Genomic DNA, 16,040 nt, shown 5'->3' with positions numbered 1-16,040 from the left:
ATTCTGGATGAGCGTCCCGGACACCCATTTGGGACCACTGATGAGGGTAATAACTGTGCTTGAAGCCTACCGCAAACACATCGAAGAGCGTGCCGCCCTGGGCATCGTGCCCCAGCCGCTTAACGCCGAACAAACCGCAGGCCTGGTCGAGCTGCTGAAGAACCCGCCTGCTGGCGAAGAAGCCTTCCTCGTCGACCTGATCACCAACCGCGTTCCACCAGGAGTGGACGAAGCTGCCTACGTCAAGGCCGGCTTCCTCTCTGCCGTCGCCAAGGGCGAAACCAAATCGCCACTGATCGACCGCAAACGCGCCACCGAATTGCTGGGCACCATGCAGGGCGGCTACAACATTGCCACCCTGGTCGAGCTGCTGGACGATGCCGAACTGGGCGCCGTCGCTGCCGAGCAACTGAAGCACACCCTGCTGATGTTCGATGCGTTCCACGACGTGGCTGAAAAAGCCAAGGCCGGCAACGTTCACGCCAAGGCCGTGCTGGAATCCTGGGCTGCTGGCGAGTGGTTCACCGCCCGCCCGGCCATCGAGCAGAAGTACACCCTGACCGTTTTCAAGGTGCCAGGCGAAACCAACACCGACGACCTGTCCCCTGCCCCGGACGCCTGGTCGCGCCCTGACATCCCGCTGCACGCCCTGGCCATGCTGAAAATGGCCCGTGACGGCATCAACCCTGAGCAACCTGGCTCGGTTGGCCCGCTCAAGCAGATCGAAGAAGTCAAAGCCAAAGGCTTCCCAGTTGCCTATGTTGGTGACGTGGTCGGTACCGGTTCTTCGCGTAAATCCGCGACCAACTCGGTACTGTGGTTCTTCGGCGACGACATCCCGTACGTGCCGAACAAGCGCGGCGGCGGTTTCTGCTTCGGCACCAAGATCGCTCCGATCTTCTACAACACCATGGAAGACGCCGGCGCCCTGCCGATCGAATTCGACTGCACCGACCTGGCCATGGGCGATGTCATCGACGTCTACCCGTACAAAGGTGAAGTCCGTCGTCACGGCAGCGATGAGCTGGTCACCAGCTTCGCGCTGAAAACCGAAGTACTGCTCGACGAAGTCCGCGCTGGCGGCCGTATCCCGCTGATCGTCGGCCGTGGCCTGACCGAAAAAGCCCGTGCCGAGCTGGGCCTGGGCCCAACCGATCTGTTCAAGCTGCCTGAAGCCCCGGTCGACACCGGCAAGGGCTACAGCCTGGCGCAGAAAATGGTCGGCAAGGCTTGCGGTCTGCCAGAAGGCAAAGGCGTACGTCCTGGCACCTACTGCGAACCGAAGATGACCACCGTCGGCTCGCAGGACACCACCGGTCCGATGACCCGTGACGAACTGAAAGACCTGGCGTGCCTGGGCTTCTCTGCTGACCTGGTGATGCAGTCGTTCTGCCACACTGCAGCCTATCCGAAGCCAATCGACGTCAACACCCACCACACCCTGCCAGACTTCATCCGCACCCGTGGCGGTGTTTCCCTGCGCCCAGGCGACGGTATCATCCACAGCTGGCTGAACCGCATGCTGCTGCCGGACACCGTCGGTACCGGTGGTGACTCGCACACCCGCTTCCCGATCGGCATCTCCTTCCCGGCCGGTTCCGGCCTGGTCGCCTTCGCCGCAGCCACTGGCGTGATGCCACTGGACATGCCGGAGTCGGTACTGGTGCGCTTCAAGGGCAAACTGCAACCAGGCATCACCCTGCGTGACCTGGTACACGCCATCCCTTACTACGCCATCCAGAAAGGCCTGCTGACCGTCGAGAAGAAAGGCAAGATCAACGCCTTCTCCGGCCGCATCCTGGAAATCGAAGGCCTCGACGAACTGACCGTCGAACAAGCCTTCGAACTGTCCGACGCCTCGGCTGAACGTTCCGCCGCCGGTTGCTCGATCAAGCTGCCTGAGAAGGCTATTGCCGAGTACCTGCAGTCGAACATCACCCTGCTGCGCTGGATGATCAGCGAAGGCTACGGCGACCCACGTACCCTGGAGCGTCGCGCTCAGGCGATGGAAGCCTGGCTGGCCAACCCAGTGCTGCTGGAAGCCGACAAGGATGCCGAATACGCCGAGATCATCGAAATCGACCTGGCCGACGTCAAAGAGCCTGTGCTCTGCGCGCCGAACGACCCGGACGACGCGCGTCTGCTGTCGACCGTACAGGGCGAGAAGATCGACGAAGTGTTCATCGGTTCGTGCATGACCAACATCGGTCACTTCCGCGCTGCCGGTAAGCTGCTGGACAAGGTCAAAGGTGGCATCCCTACCCGTCTGTGGCTGGCTCCGCCAACCAAGATGGACGCTCACCAGCTGACCGAAGAAGGCTACTACGGCATCTACGGCAAAGCTGGCGCCCGCATGGAAATGCCAGGCTGCTCGCTGTGCATGGGTAACCAGGCACGTGTGCAGACCGGTTCGACCGTGGTTTCCACCTCGACCCGTAACTTCCCGAACCGCCTGGGTGACGCCACCAACGTCTACCTGGCCTCTGCCGAGCTGGCGGCTGTTGCCTCGATCCTGGGCAAACTGCCAACCGTCGAAGAGTACATGGAATACGCGAAGAACATCGACAGCATGGCTGCCGACGTTTACCGCTACCTGAGCTTCGACCAGATCGCCGAGTTCCGTGAAGCTGCTGCGAACGCCAAGATCCCGGTTGTTCAAGCCTAAGCTGACCTAGCGTAAAAAAAACCCCGCCAATTGGCGGGGTTTTTTTTAGCTCTTGTGGGAGCAACTGTTTTGCACTACCTGTGGGAGCGGGCTTGCCCCGCGAAGCAATGCGACTGACACACCGCAATCGCGGGGCAAGCCCGCTCCTACCGGTCAGAACGCATCACCAGGCACCCGCACCCACCCTTCCATCAGCACGCGAGCACTGCGGCTCATGATCGCCTTGGTCACCGTCCACTCACCGTTCACCTGACGCGCCTCAGCCCCCACACGCAGGGTGCCTGACGGGTGACCGAAGCGCACTGCGCTGCGCTCACCACCACCGGCCGCCAGGTTCACCAGCGTGCCAGGCACGGCTGCAGCAGTACCGATGGCCACAGCAGCCGTACCCATCATCGCGTGGTGCAGCTTGCCCATCGACAACGCCCGCACCAACAGGTCTACATCACCCGCCGCAACGGTTTTACCGCTGGACGACTGATAAGTGGTCGGCGGTGCAACAAACGCAACTTTCGGGGTGTGTTGACGCTTGGCGGCTTCATCGATATGCCCGATCAGCCCCATGCGCACGGCCCCGTAGGCACGGATGGTCTCGAACCGGGCCAGAGCCTCAGGGTCGCCGTTGATGGCGTCCTGCAGCTCGGTGCCGGTGTAGCCGATGGCTTCGGCTTGAATGAAGATGGTTGGAATACCCGCGTTGATCAGGGTTGCCTTGAGGGTGCCGACACCGGGCACTTCAAGGTCGTCAATCAGGTTGCCGGTAGGGAACATCGAACCGCCGTCGCCGTCTTCATCGGCCGCCGGGTCCATGAATTCGAGCTGCACTTCGGCAGCCGGGAAGGTCACGCCATCCAGTTCGAAATCGCCGGTTTCCTGCACTTCACCGTTGGTGATCGGTACATGGGCAATGATGGTCTTGCTGATATTGGCCTGCCAGATGCGCACGGTGCAGATGCCGTTATGCGGTACTCGGCTGGCGTCTACCAGGCCTGCGCTGATGGCAAACGAGCCGACCGCCGCCGAAAGGTTGCCGCAGTTGCCGCTCCAGTCGACGAATGCCTTGTCGATCGACACCTGACCAAACAGGTAATCGACGTCGTGTTCGGCTTTGGTGCTGCGCGAGAGGATCACGGTTTTGCTGGTGCTGGAGGTAGCACCACCCATGCCGTCGATCTGCTTGCCATACGGGTCGGGGCTACCGATCACTCGCAGCAACAGGGCATCACGGGCCGGGCCGGGCACCTGGGCGCGTTCGGGCAGGTCTTGCAGGCGAAAGAACACACCCTTGCTGGTGCCACCACGAATGTAGGTGGCGGGAATCTTTACTTGCGGTACATGTGCCATGGTTGGGTTCCTGATCGTTCTTTTTAGGGAATCGCGGGGCAAGCCCGCTCCTACCAGGTCGGTGGGAGCGGGCTTGCCCCGCGATGAGCCCTACCTCAAACCGCCGCCGACTCCAGGAAGTCCTGGGCAAAGCGTTGCAGCACCCCACCCGCTTCGTAGATCGACACTTCTTCAGCGGTATCCAGACGGCAGGTCACCGGCACCTCGACGCGCTCACCGTTGTGACGGGTGATCACCAGGGTCAGGGTGGCCCGCGGGGTACGCTCGCCGAGCACGTCGAAGGTTTCGGTGCCGTCGATGTCCAGCGTCTTGCGGTTCACGCCCGGCTTGAACTCCAGCGGCAGTACGCCCATACCCACCAGGTTGGTGCGGTGAATACGCTCGAAACCTTCAGCCACGATGGCTTCGACGCCAGCCAGACGCACACCCTTGGCCGCCCAGTCACGCGACGAGCCCTGACCGTAGTCGGCACCGGCAACGATGATCAGCGGCTGCTTGCGATCCATGTAGGTCTCGATCGCTTCCCACATCCGTGTGACCTTGCCTTCCGGCTCGATCCGCGCCAACGAACCCTGTTTGACCTTGCCGCCTTCCTGAACCATTTCGTTGAACAGTTTCGGGTTGGCGAAGGTGGCGCGCTGGGCGGTCAGGTGATCACCACGGTGGGTGGCGTAGGAGTTGAAGTCTTCCTCCGGCAGGCCCATTTTCGCCAGGTATTCGCCAGCAGCGCTGTCGAGCATGATGGCGTTCGACGGCGACAGGTGGTCAGTGGTGATGTTGTCGGGCAGCACCGCCAGCGGGCGCATGCCCTTGAGGGTACGCTCCCCGGCCAGCGCGCCTTCCCAGTACGGCGGACGGCGGATGTAGGTGCTCATCGGGCGCCAGTCGTACAGCGGGTCGACCTTGGGACCGGTGTCTTCTTCGATGGCGAACATCGGGATGTAGACCTGACGGAACTGCTCTGGCTTGACCGACGACTTGACCACTGCGTCGATCTCTTCGTCGCTCGGCCAGATGTCCTTGAGGCGGATTTCCTTGCCGTCGACCACCGCCAGTACATCTTTCTCGATGTCGAAACGGATGGTACCGGCAATCGCATAAGCCACTACCAACGGTGGCGAAGCCAAGAACGCCTGCTTGGCATACGGGTGAATACGCCCGTCGAAGTTACGGTTACCCGACAGCACAGCAGTGGCGTACAGGTCGCGGTCGATGATTTCCTGCTGGATCACCGGGTCCAGCGCGCCGGACATGCCGTTGCACGTGGTGCAGGCGAAGGCGACGATGCCGAAGCCGAGCTTTTCCAGCTCATCATCAAGGCCAGCCTCCTTGAGGTACAACGCCACGGTCTTGGAGCCTGGTGCCAGCGACGATTTGACCCAAGACTTGCGAGTCAGGCCGAGCTTGTTGGCATTGCGCGCCAACAGACCTGCAGCGATTACGTTGCGTGGGTTACTGGTGTTGGTGCAACTGGTGATGGCGGCAATGATCACCGCGCCATCCGGCATTTGCCCCGGCACTTCTTCCCACTGACCGGCAATGCCCTTGCTCGACAAGTCGCTGGTGGCCACACGGGCGTGCGGGTTGGACGGGCCGGCCATGTTGCGCACGACGCTGGACAGGTCGAATCGCAGCACCCGCTCGTACTGTGCGTTGGCCAGGCTGTCGGACCACAGGCCGGCAACCTTGGCGTAGGTTTCTACCAGTTTGACTTGCTCATCATCACGGCCGGTGAGGCGCAGGTAATCGATGGTCTGCTGATCGATGGAGAACATCGCCGCCGTAGCGCCGTATTCCGGGGCCATGTTGGAGATGGTGGCGCGGTCGCCAAGTGTCAGCGCGCGGGCACCTTCGCCGTAGAACTCAAGGTAGGCACCGACGACTTTTTCCTTGCGCAGGAACTCGGTCAGGGCCAGCACCACGTCGGTGGCGGTAATACCGGGTTGCGGCTTGCCAGACAGCTCGACACCGACGATTTCCGGCAGGCGCATCCACGATGCACGGCCGAGCATGACGTTCTCGGCTTCCAGGCCGCCCACGCCAATGGCGATGACGCCCAGGGCATCGACGTGCGGCGTGTGGCTGTCGGTGCCAACACAGGTATCAGGGTACGCCACGCCACGTTCGGCATGGATGACCGGCGACATCTTCTCCAGGTTGATCTGGTGCATGATGCCGTTGCCGGGCTGGATCACATCGACGTTCTTGAACGCCTTTTTGGTCCAGTTGATGAAATGGAAACGGTCTTCGTTACGACGGTCTTCGATGGCGCGGTTCTTCTCGAACGCCTGCGGATCGAAACCACCGCACTCCACTGCCAGCGAGTGGTCGACGATCAATTGCACCGGTACCACCGGGTTGACCTGGGCCGGGTCACCGCCGCCTTCAGCGATGGCGTCACGCAGACCGGCAAGGTCGACCAGCGCGGTCTGGCCGAGGATGTCGTGGCACACCACACGGGCAGGGAACCAGGGGAAATCGAGGTCGCGCTTGCGCTCGATCAACTGGCTCAGCGAGGCATTCAGGCTGGCCGGATCGCAGCGACGCACCAGGTTTTCGGCCAGTACGCGCGAGGTGTAGGGAAGCTGGTCATAAGCGCCGGGCTTGATCGCATCAACGGCCGCGCGGGCGTCGAAATAATCCAGGCCAGTGCCCGGCAGGTTCTTGCGAAATTCAGTATTCATGGCACAGGACTCAATCACGGTAAGGTCGGTGGCTGGTAACCCCTCCTCCCGGTAGGAGCGGGCTTGCCCCGCGATTGCGATGTAGCAGGTAAATCGCTATCGCGGGGCAAGCCCGCTCCTACACAGGAGCAGAAGGCAGGCCTCAGCGCTGTTCGATTGGCACGAACTTACGCTGCTCAACGCCGGTGTATTCGGCACTTGGACGGATGATGCGGTTGTTGGCACGCTGCTCGAACACGTGAGCTGCCCAGCCGGTCAGGCGCGAGCAGACGAAGATCGGGGTGAACAGCTTGGTTGGAATGCCCATGAAGTGGTACGCCGAGGCATGGTAGAAGTCGGCGTTCGGGAACAGTTTCTTCTGCTCCCACATGGTCTTGTCGATTGCTTCGGACACCGGGTACAGCACGGTGTCACCGACTTCCTCGGCCAACTGCTTGGACCAGCCCTTGATCACTTCGTTACGTGGGTCGGACTCTTTGTAGATCGCGTGACCGAAGCCCATGATCTTGTCCTTGCGCTGCAGCATCTGCAGCAGCTCGGTCACCGCATCTTGCGGGCTCTGGAAGCGTTCGATCAGTTCCATGGCCGCTTCGTTGGCGCCGCCGTGCAGTGGGCCGCGCAGCGAGCCGATGGCGGCGGTGATGCAGGAATACAGGTCCGACAGGGTCGAAGCGCAGACACGGGCGGTGAAGGTCGAGGCGTTGAATTCGTGCTCGGCGTAGAGAATCAGCGAGACGTTCATCACTTTGACATGCAGCTCGCTCGGCTTTTTGCCGTGCAGCAGGTGCAGGAAGTGGCCGCCGATGGTGTCTTCGTCGCTGGTGCAATCGATACGTACACCCTGATGGGTGAAGCGGTACCAGTAGCACATCACCGCCGGGAACAGTGCCAGCAGGCGATCAGTCTTGTCGCGCTGCTGTTCGAAGGTCAGCTCTGGCTCCAGGGTACCGAGCACCGAGCAACCGGTACGCATCACATCCATCGGGTGGGCGTCGGCTGGAATGCGCTCAAGCACTTCTTTGAGCGCCTGCGGCAGATCGCGCAGGGTCTTGAGCTTGCCTTTGTATTCAGCCAGCTGGGCTTCGCTCGGCAGCTCGCCGTACAGCAGCAGGTAGGCAACTTCTTCGAACTCGGCGCCAGCGGCCAGATCACGAACGTCGTAACCACGGTAGGTCAGACCGGCACCTTCCTGGCCCACAGTCGACAGTGCAGTTTGCCCGGCCACTTGACCACGCAGGCCGGCACCACTGAGTACTTTTGCTTCGGCCATGTCTATCTCCACTCTTGAATTTGTTATGGATGCTTTGGCTAATCGCGGGACAAGCCCGCCGCTACAGGATTAAGCAGGTGTTCAGCCTTTTTTCTGGGCGAACAACGCGTCGAGGCTTTGCTCGAAGGCGTGGTAGTTGATGGCGTCGTACAGCTCCATGCGGGTTTGCATGGTGTCGACAACATTCTTTTGCGTGCCATCGCGGCGCAGCGCGGTGTAGACGTTTTCGGCGGCCTTGTTCATGGCGCGGAATGCCGACAGCGGGTACAGCACCAGCGACACATCAACCGAGGCCAGCTCTTCGGTGGTGTACAGCGGGGTAGCACCGAATTCAGTGATGTTGGCCAGGATCGGCGCTTTGACGCGATCGGCGAAGGTTTTGTACATCGACAGTTCGGTGATCGCTTCCGGGAAGATCATGTCGGCACCGGCTTCGATGCACGCTGCAGCGCGGTCCAGCGCGGCGTTCAGGCCTTCAACCGCCAGCGCATCGGTACGCGCCATGATCACGAAGCTGTCGTCGGTACGGGCATCGACGGCGGCCTTGATACGGTCAACCATCTCCTGCTGCGACACGATTTCCTTGTTCGGACGATGGCCGCAACGCTTGGCACCGACCTGGTCTTCGATGTGAATCGCGGCCGCGCCGAACTTGATCATCGACTTGACGGTACGCGCAACGTTGAAGGCCGAGGAGCCAAAACCGGTGTCTACGTCTACCAGCAGTGGCAGGTCGCAAACGTCGGTGATGCGCCGTACATCGGTGAGCACGTCATCCAGGCCGCTGATGCCCAGGTCTGGCAGACCGAGGGAGCCGGCCGCTACACCGCCACCGGACAGGTAGATGGCCTTGAAACCGGCACGCTTGGCCAGCAACGCATGGTTGGCGTTGATCGCACCGACGACCTGCAGCGGGTGTTCGGCGGCGACGGCATCACGAAAACGCTGGCCGGGACTGCTTTTCTGACTCATGACTCACCTCGTGGGCTGTTAGCGTCCAGGTAGTGACGCTCGATGTTGCGTTTGGAAGCGCCGATGTGACGACGCATCAAGAGCTCGGCCAGTTCACCGTCACGGTCGGCGATGGCATCGAGAATCCGGTGGTGTTCAGCGAACGCCTGGTGCGGCCGGTTGGGCGTGGCGGAAAACTGAATGCGGTACATGCGCACCAGTTGATACAGCTCGCCGCACAGCATTTGCACCAGGGTGCGGTTGCCGCTGCCCTGAATAATGCGGTAATGGAAATCGTAGTCGCCTTCCTGCTGGTAGTAGCCCAGCCCCGCCTGGAACGTGGCGTCGCGCTCATGGGTGTCGAGCACCCGGCGCAGCTCATCGATCTCGGCTACGCTCATACGCTCGGCAGCCAGGCGGCAGGCCATGCCTTCCAGGGACTCACGAATTTCGTACAGTTCAATCAGCTCGGCATGGCTCAGCGACACCACGCGTGCGCCGACATGTGGCACGCGTACCAGCAGGCGCTGGCCTTCCAGGCGGTGGATAGCCTCGCGCAGCGGCCCGCGGCTGATGCCATAGGTGCGCGCCAGCTCAGGCTCGGAGATCTTGCTGCCCGGTGCGATTTCACCTTTGACGATGGCCGCCTGGATGCGCCGGAAGACGTTTTCCGAAAGGGTTTCGGAATCTTCGGCAATTGCGCCAGGCGCTTGGGCTGTGTCCAGCATATTGTCGACACCTCACAAATCAATGAAGCCAAAACTAGCCAAATTGACAAGCAGAGTCAAAGACAAAATGAATATTGTCGACAATCGTCTAAGAACGAACTTCACCACTGTTGCTGTTGTCTGAGTGCAGCCGCTGGCGCCATCACACCAGCGTGATAGAATGCCGCGCCTCACACAGGGCATGAACAGTGTGATTGTCATCACTTTGTGCTGACGACAGATAAACGAGGAAGCTTGCGCAGCATTGCCAGTGGCCTTGACCCGAACATCGCACAGCACCGCGCCAGGATTTATGAGACTTACGCCCCTTCTATTGTTGCTCAGCCTGTTTCTGTTACCTGGCCTGGGCCAGGCTTCGGAAAAGACCGTGTACGGCCTTAACGAATACGCCCGCCTTGCCGATATCGACCTGGAGGTTGCCGCCAAGCTCGATACCGGGGCTAAAACCGCCTCGCTCAGTGCTCGCGATATCAAGCGCTTCAAGCGCAATGGCGAATCCTGGGTGCGCTTCTACCTGGCAATTGACGCCGCCCATGCGCATCCGATAGAACGACCTCTGGCCCGCGTCAGCAAGATCAAACGACGCGCCGGCGATTACAACCCGGACGAAGGCAAAGCCTATACCGCCCGCCCGGTGATTGAACTGAACATCTGCATGGGGACGGCCCGCCGCGTGATCGAAGTAAACCTGACCGACCGTAGCGCCTTCCAGTTCCCACTGCTGATCGGCTCCGAAGCGCTCAAGCATTTTGATGCGCTGGTCGACCCAAGCCTTAAATACGCGGCCGGCAAACCTGCCTGCGCCCCTGACGCTCCCACCGCAGAGTAATCCCGATGCGCTCTCTTACCCTTCACCTGAAAGTCTTGATCACCGTACTGGTGCTTCTGGGCATCATTGTCACGGCGTACCAGATTTTCTTTCTCGGCATCCCGGTGACCGAAGACGAGACCGACGACCTGTGGAACATTGACGCCAAGGTCGAGTTCGTCGCCAACCCCAAAGACCCGGTCAAGGTCCAGATGTTCGTCCCGCCATTGAGCCGCGACTATGTCAGCCTCAATGAGAGCTTCATCTCCAACAACTACGGGGTCAGCGTCAACCGCGTCGACGGCAACCGCAAGGTGACCTGGTCGGCTCGTCGCGCCAGCGGCAACCAGACCCTGTACTACCGCCTGGTCCTGACCAAGCGCTACAGCACTGAAAAAGCCAAGATCAAGGGCCCGACCTTCCGTGACAGCCTGGCTGTGGAAGGCCCGGAGAAAATCGCCGCCGAAGCCCTGATGGCGCCGATCCGCCAACACTCGGCTGACGTCGAGACGTTCGTCAGCGAAACCATCAAGCGGGTCAACAACCTCAACGACGACAACGTCAAGCTATTGCTGGCCGGTGACACCTCGTCGCTGAACAAGGCCAAGGTCATCGACCTGCTGCTGTCGATCGCCCACGTGCCGGTGGAAAAGGTCCACACCATCCGCCTGGTGGCCGACCAGCCACAAACCCCTGAACTGTGGCTGCGCAGCTTCAACGGCACCGACTGGCTGTACTTCAACCCGGATACCGGCGAACAAGGCCTGCCGACCGACCGCCTGCTGTGGTGGACCGGTGATGACAACCTGATCACCGTCGATGGCGGCAAAAAAGCCAACGTCAGCTTCAGCCTGAACAACAGCGAGATGAACGCCATCCGCCTGGCCAAGCTGACCGACGAAAACACCGATGCCGACTTCCTCGAGTATTCGCTGTACGGCCTGCCGCTGCAAACCCAGCAGACCTTCATGATCATGGTAATGATCCCGATCGGCGTACTGGTGATCCTGGTGCTGCGCAACCTGATCGGCCTGCAGACCCTGGGTACCTTCACCCCGGTACTGATCGCCCTGGCCTTCCGCGAAACCCAACTGGGCTTCGGCATCATCCTGTTCACGGTGATCACTGCGCTGGGGCTGTCGCTACGCTCCTACCTTGAGCACCTGAAGCTGCAGATGCTGCCGCGCCTGTCGGTGGTCCTGACCTTCGTGGTGGTATTGATCGCCGCCATCAGCCTGTTCAGCCATAAACTGGGCCTGGAACGCGGCCTGTCGGTGGCACTGTTCCCGATGGTGATTCTGACCATGACCATCGAGCGCCTGTCGATCACCTGGGAAGAACGCGGCGGTGGCCATGCGATGAAAGTCGCCATCGGCACCCTGTTCGCCGCCTCCCTGGCACACCTGCTGATGAGCGTGCCGGAGTTGGTGTACTTCGTCTTCACCTTCCCGGCGGTGCTGCTGATTCTGGTGGGCTTCATGCTGGCGATGGGTCGCTACCGCGGCTACCGCCTGACGGAGCTGGTGCGTTTCAAAGCTTTCGTGAAGGCTGACGCTTGATGTTTGGTCTCTGGAAAACCTGGAAAGCCCTGGAGGCCCGGGGCATCATGGGTATCAACCGGCGCAATGCGGACTACGTCCTCAAGTACAACAAGCGCCACCTGTACCCGATTGTCGATGACAAGATCATCACCAAGGAGCGTGCGATCCAGGCCGGCATCCATGTGCCGGAAATGTACGGGATCATCTCCACCGAGAAAGAGATCGACAAACTTTCCGAGATCATCGGCGGGCGCAACGACTTCGTCGTCAAGCCCGCTCAGGGTGCCGGCGGCGACGGCATCCTGGTGGTTGCCGATCGCTTCGAAGACCGTTATCGCACGGTCTCGGGCAAGATCATCAGCCACGAGGAAATCGAGCACCAGATCTCCAGCATCCTTACTGGCCTGTACTCCCTGGGCGGTCACCGCGACCGCGCCCTGATCGAGTACCGGGTAACCCCCGACCAGATCTTCAAAAGCATCAGCTATGAAGGCGTGCCGGACATCCGCATCATCGTGCTGATGGGCTACCCGGTGATGGCCATGCTGCGTCTGCCGACCCGCCAGTCCGGCGGCAAGGCCAACCTGCACCAAGGCGCCATCGGTGTCGGTGTCGACCTGGCCACCGGGGTGACCCTGCGCGGCACCTGGCTGAACAACATCATCAGCAAACACCCCGACACCACCAACGCGGTAGACGGCGTGCAACTGCCGAACTGGGATGGTTTCATGAAGCTTGCGGCCGGCTGCTATGAGCTGTGCGGCCTGGGCTACATCGGTGTCGACATGGTCCTGGACCAGGACAAGGGCCCGTTGATCCTCGAACTCAACGCCCGCCCCGGCCTGAACATCCAGATCGCCAACGACTGCGGCCTGACCAAACGCACCCACGCCGTCGAAGCGCACCTGGAACAGCTGGCCAAAGACGGCATTCAGGAAACTGCCGAACAACGTGTTCGCTTCGCTCAGGAACTGTTCGGGCACGTCCCTTCCAACGCCTGACTGCAGCCTTGCCGCCTTCAGCCTGCACGGGCTGATGGCGGCAAGGTCACCCAGGTCGCAGTCAGCGCTAGGCGCACGTCCTACACGGGACTACAATCGCCTCCCCCGCATTCATAGCTGTTACTTGCATGCCGACCTGTACGCTTCACGCCCTGCCCTACCTGGCCGACCCTGCGGCCTACTTTGAACGCATTCGCCAGGCGCCCGGCGCCGTGTTGCTCGACAGTGCGCGCCCCAGCGCCGAGCGCGGACGTTTCGACCTGCTCAGCGCCTGGCCGCTGCACACCCTGACACCACAGGCCAGCGAAGCGGGCACGGCCTTTCTTCAGCGCTTGCGCAGCAGCCTGGCGCAGTTAGGGCCGGCGCAACTGCCAGACGGCATCGAACTGCCCTTTGCCGGCGGCCTGATCGGCTACCTGAGCTACGACTTCGGGCGCCGCCTTGAGCAACTGCCGACGCTGGCCGCTAACGATCTGGGCCTGGCCGACGCCAGCCTGGGGCTGTATGCCTGGGCACTGATCAGCGATCACCAGCTAAAGCGCAGTCAGCTGCTGTTTCACCCAAGCCTGGCCGATGCTGAGCGCCAGCGCCTGATCAACCTATTCGACAGCCCTGCGACAGCCAGCAACACGCACTTCTCGCTGTTGGCGCCGATGCAGGGTGATATCAGCCGCGAGGAATACCGGCAGGCCTTCGACAAAGTGCAGGCCTATATTCACGCTGGCGATTGCTATCAGATCAACCTCACCCAACGCTTCCGTGCCCCGTGCGAGGGTGACCCGTGGCATGCCTACCAGGCGGTGCGCCAGGCTTGCCCTACACCCTTCTCCGGCTTTCAGGCGCTGGCCGACGGCAGTTGCTTGCTGAGCTTTTCGCCGGAACGTTTTATTCAGGTCAGCAACGGCCGGGTTGAAACCCGCCCGATCAAGGGCACACGCCCTCGCAGTGCCGACGCCGAACAAGACGCGCGCAACGGTGCCGAACTGCTGGCCAGCCGCAAGGATCGCGCGGAAAACCTGATGATCGTCGATTTGCTGCGCAACGATCTGGGCCGCACTTGCGAGATAGGTTCGGTCAAGGTGCCTGAACTGTTCAGCCTGGAAAGCTACCCCAACGTGCACCACTTGGTGAGCAGCGTCACCGGGCAGCTGGCTGCCGATAAAGACGCCCTCGACCTGATCGCCGGTAGCTTCCCCGGCGGCTCGATCACCGGCGCACCGAAGATTCGCGCCATGCAGATCATCGACGAGCTGGAGCCCAGCCGCCGGGCGCTGTATTGCGGTTCATTGTTGTATATCGATGTGCGCGGTGAGATGGACAGCTCCATCGCCATCCGCAGTTTGCTGGTGAAGGACGGTCAGGTGTGCTGCTGGGGTGGCGGCGCGGTGGTGGCCGACTCGGACTGGCAGGCGGAGTACGAGGAATCGATTACCAAGGTCAAGGTGCTGCTCGATACGCTGCAAGGGCTTTGAACTGCATCGCGGGGCAAGCCCGCTCCCACCGCCAGGTAGGAGCGGGCTTGCCCCGCGACAAGGCCCTTACAGGCTCAGCGAACGATTCGAAGCCTTGATGAATTCTTTCTTCAACGCCTCGAAGTCATGCACCGCCGGGAACTGCGGAAACTCGCGGATCACGTTCTCCGGCGCATGGAACAAAATGCCGGCATCGGCTTCACCAAGCATGGTGGTGTCGTTGTACGAGTCACCTGCGGCAATCACCCGGTAGTACAGGCTCTTGAACGCCAGCACCGACTGACGCTTGGGGTCTTTCTGACGCAACTGGTAGCCCGTCACCCGGTCTGTGTCGTCAGTAATCAAGCGGTGGCACAGCAGGGTCGGGAAGCCCAGCTGGCGCATCAGCGGCTGCGAGAATTCGTAGAAGGTGTCAGACAGAATCACCACCTGAAAACGCTCACGCAGCCAGTCAACGAACTCAATGGCGCCGTCCAGCGGCTTGAGTGTGGCGATCACCGCCTGGATATCGGAAAGCTTCAGCCCATGCTCATCGAGAATGCGCAGGCGCTGTTTCATCAGCACATCGTAATCAGGAATATCGCGCGTGGTGGCCCGCAGCGATTCGATTCCGGTTTTTTCCGCAAAGGCGATCCAGATTTCCGGAACCAGTACGCCTTCCAGGTCGAGACAGGCAATTTCCACAGCACACTCCTCGAACAACAAAAAATGGGAAGCCGCACTCTACATGCGCGGCATCCAGGCCGGCAATTTTTGTTAAGATCGCGGTATTACGAGCGCCAAGCGCCATTCAATGACCGGAAGCCGCCTGATGAGCCAACCCTTCGACGTCGCCGCCCTGGCTGCGACCTACGCCAACAAGTCCCCGCAAGACATTCTCAAGCTCGCCTTCGAACACTTCGGCGACGACCTGTGGATCTCCTTCAGCGGCGCCGAAGACGTGGTGCTGGTGGACATGGCCTGGAAGCTGAACAAGAACGTCAAGGTGTTCAGCCTCGACACCGGTCGCCTGCACCCGGAAACCTATCGCTTCATCGATCAGGTGCGCGAGCAGTACAACCTGCCCATCGAAATCCTCTCCCCAGATCGCAGCAAACTCGACCCCTTCGTCAAAGAGAAAGGCCTGTTCAGCTTCTACAAGGATGGCCACGGCGAATGCTGTGGCATCCGCAAGATCGAACCCCTGCGCCGCAAGCTGAGCACTGTCAGCGCCTGGGCCACCGGCCAGCGCCGCGACCAGAGCCCGGGCACCCGCAGCCAGGTGGCCGCGCTGGAAATTGACAGCGCCTTCTCGACCCCGGAACGCACCCTGTACAAGTTCAACCCGCTGGCACAGATGAGCAGCGAGGAAGTCTGGGGCTATATCCGCATGCTCGAGCTGCCGTACAACAGCCTGCACGAACGCGGCTTCATCAGCATCGGCTGCGAGCCCTGCACCCGCCCTGTGCTGCCGAACCAGCACGAGCGCGAGGGGCGCTGGTGGTGGGAAGAGTCCACCCAGAAGGAGTGCGGCCTGCACGCCGGCAACCTGATCACCAAGGGCTGATTGCCCAGGCACAAAAAAACCGGCTCGATG

12 protein-coding genes are annotated in these 16,040 nt (G+C 61.3%); 6 read left to right on the top strand and 6 right to left on the bottom strand.

Translation table 11 applies throughout. The annotated features are described in order from the left end of the window. Nucleotides 1–55: 55 nt before the first annotated feature. On the top strand, nucleotides 56–2,665 hold the full coding sequence (acnB, locus tag ACP6KB_RS09175) for a bifunctional aconitate hydratase 2/2-methylisocitrate dehydratase (protein ID WP_442114283.1): 2,610 nt from the start codon (nucleotides 56–58) through the stop codon (nucleotides 2,663–2,665). Nucleotides 2,666–2,818: 153 nt separating this feature from the next. On the opposite strand, the gene prpF is transcribed toward acnB, so the two are convergent. The 5 genes from prpF to ACP6KB_RS09150 all read right to left on the bottom strand — a co-directional run bounded on the left by prpF (nucleotide 2,819) and on the right by ACP6KB_RS09150 (nucleotide 9,642). After that, a complete protein-coding gene (prpF, locus tag ACP6KB_RS09170) occupies nucleotides 2,819–4,009 on the bottom strand; it encodes a 2-methylaconitate cis-trans isomerase PrpF (protein WP_442113412.1) in 1,191 nt (396 codons plus the stop codon). Between the two features lie 95 nt (nucleotides 4,010–4,104). Beyond that, nucleotides 4,105–6,693 carry a Fe/S-dependent 2-methylisocitrate dehydratase AcnD gene (gene acnD / locus ACP6KB_RS09165; RefSeq protein WP_442113411.1) on the bottom strand — a complete coding sequence of 863 codons (2,589 nt, stop codon included), beginning with the start codon at nucleotides 6,691–6,693 and terminating at the stop codon, nucleotides 4,105–4,107. 142 nt (nucleotides 6,694–6,835) lie between these two features. Further along, complete coding sequence (prpC, locus tag ACP6KB_RS09160) at nucleotides 6,836–7,963, bottom strand: bifunctional 2-methylcitrate synthase/citrate synthase (RefSeq protein WP_442113410.1); 1,128 nt, start codon at nucleotides 7,961–7,963, stop codon at nucleotides 6,836–6,838. Between the two features lie 81 nt (nucleotides 7,964–8,044). Continuing rightward, nucleotides 8,045–8,935 carry a methylisocitrate lyase gene (prpB, locus tag ACP6KB_RS09155; RefSeq protein ID WP_442113409.1) on the bottom strand — a complete coding sequence of 297 codons (891 nt, stop codon included), beginning with the start codon at nucleotides 8,933–8,935 and terminating at the stop codon, nucleotides 8,045–8,047. Continuing rightward, nucleotides 8,932–9,642: a GntR family transcriptional regulator gene (locus ACP6KB_RS09150; protein WP_133211770.1), complete on the bottom strand. Its 711-nt coding sequence runs from the start codon at nucleotides 9,640–9,642 to the stop codon at nucleotides 8,932–8,934. The genes prpB and ACP6KB_RS09150 overlap by 4 nt, the downstream gene beginning before the upstream one ends. Nucleotides 9,643–9,934: 292 nt before the next feature. Here ACP6KB_RS09150 and rloA point away from each other — a divergent pair, with 292 nt between their 5' ends. The 4 genes from rloA to pabB all read left to right on the top strand — a co-directional run bounded on the left by rloA (nucleotide 9,935) and on the right by pabB (nucleotide 14,464). Continuing rightward, nucleotides 9,935–10,471 carry a retropepsin-like aspartic peptidase RloA gene (rloA, locus tag ACP6KB_RS09145; protein WP_442113408.1) on the top strand — a complete coding sequence of 179 codons (537 nt, stop codon included), beginning with the start codon at nucleotides 9,935–9,937 and terminating at the stop codon, nucleotides 10,469–10,471. 5 nt (nucleotides 10,472–10,476) lie between these two features. Beyond that, a complete protein-coding gene (gene rloB / locus ACP6KB_RS09140; RefSeq protein ID WP_442113407.1) occupies nucleotides 10,477–12,009 on the top strand; it encodes an osmotic stress tolerance membrane protein RloB in 1,533 nt (510 codons plus the stop codon). Next, complete coding sequence (locus tag ACP6KB_RS09135) at nucleotides 12,009–12,992, top strand: alpha-L-glutamate ligase-like protein (RefSeq protein ID WP_442113406.1); 984 nt, start codon at nucleotides 12,009–12,011, stop codon at nucleotides 12,990–12,992. Before rloB ends, ACP6KB_RS09135 begins: the two co-directional genes overlap by 1 nt. Before the next feature lie 128 nt (nucleotides 12,993–13,120). After that, a complete protein-coding gene (gene pabB / locus ACP6KB_RS09130; RefSeq protein ID WP_442113405.1) occupies nucleotides 13,121–14,464 on the top strand; it encodes an aminodeoxychorismate synthase component I in 1,344 nt (447 codons plus the stop codon). A 66-nt stretch (nucleotides 14,465–14,530) separates the two neighbouring features. On the opposite strand, the gene thrH is transcribed toward pabB, so the two are convergent. Beyond that, complete coding sequence (gene thrH, locus ACP6KB_RS09125; RefSeq protein ID WP_274113395.1) at nucleotides 14,531–15,148, bottom strand: bifunctional phosphoserine phosphatase/homoserine phosphotransferase ThrH; 618 nt, start codon at nucleotides 15,146–15,148, stop codon at nucleotides 14,531–14,533. Between the two features lie 127 nt (nucleotides 15,149–15,275). Here thrH and ACP6KB_RS09120 point away from each other — a divergent pair, with 127 nt between their 5' ends. After that, nucleotides 15,276–16,010, top strand: a complete 735-nt coding sequence (locus ACP6KB_RS09120; RefSeq protein WP_128324564.1) for a phosphoadenylyl-sulfate reductase — start codon at nucleotides 15,276–15,278, stop codon at nucleotides 16,008–16,010. The last annotated feature ends 30 nt before the right edge of the window (nucleotides 16,011–16,040 follow it).

It is taken from the genome of Pseudomonas sp. NUPR-001 (genome assembly GCF_052147955.1).
Lineage (GTDB): Bacteria > Pseudomonadota > Gammaproteobacteria > Pseudomonadales > Pseudomonadaceae > Aquipseudomonas.
The sequence above is the reverse complement of the archived record's forward strand: the minus strand, read 5'-3'. Positions and strand labels throughout refer to the sequence as shown.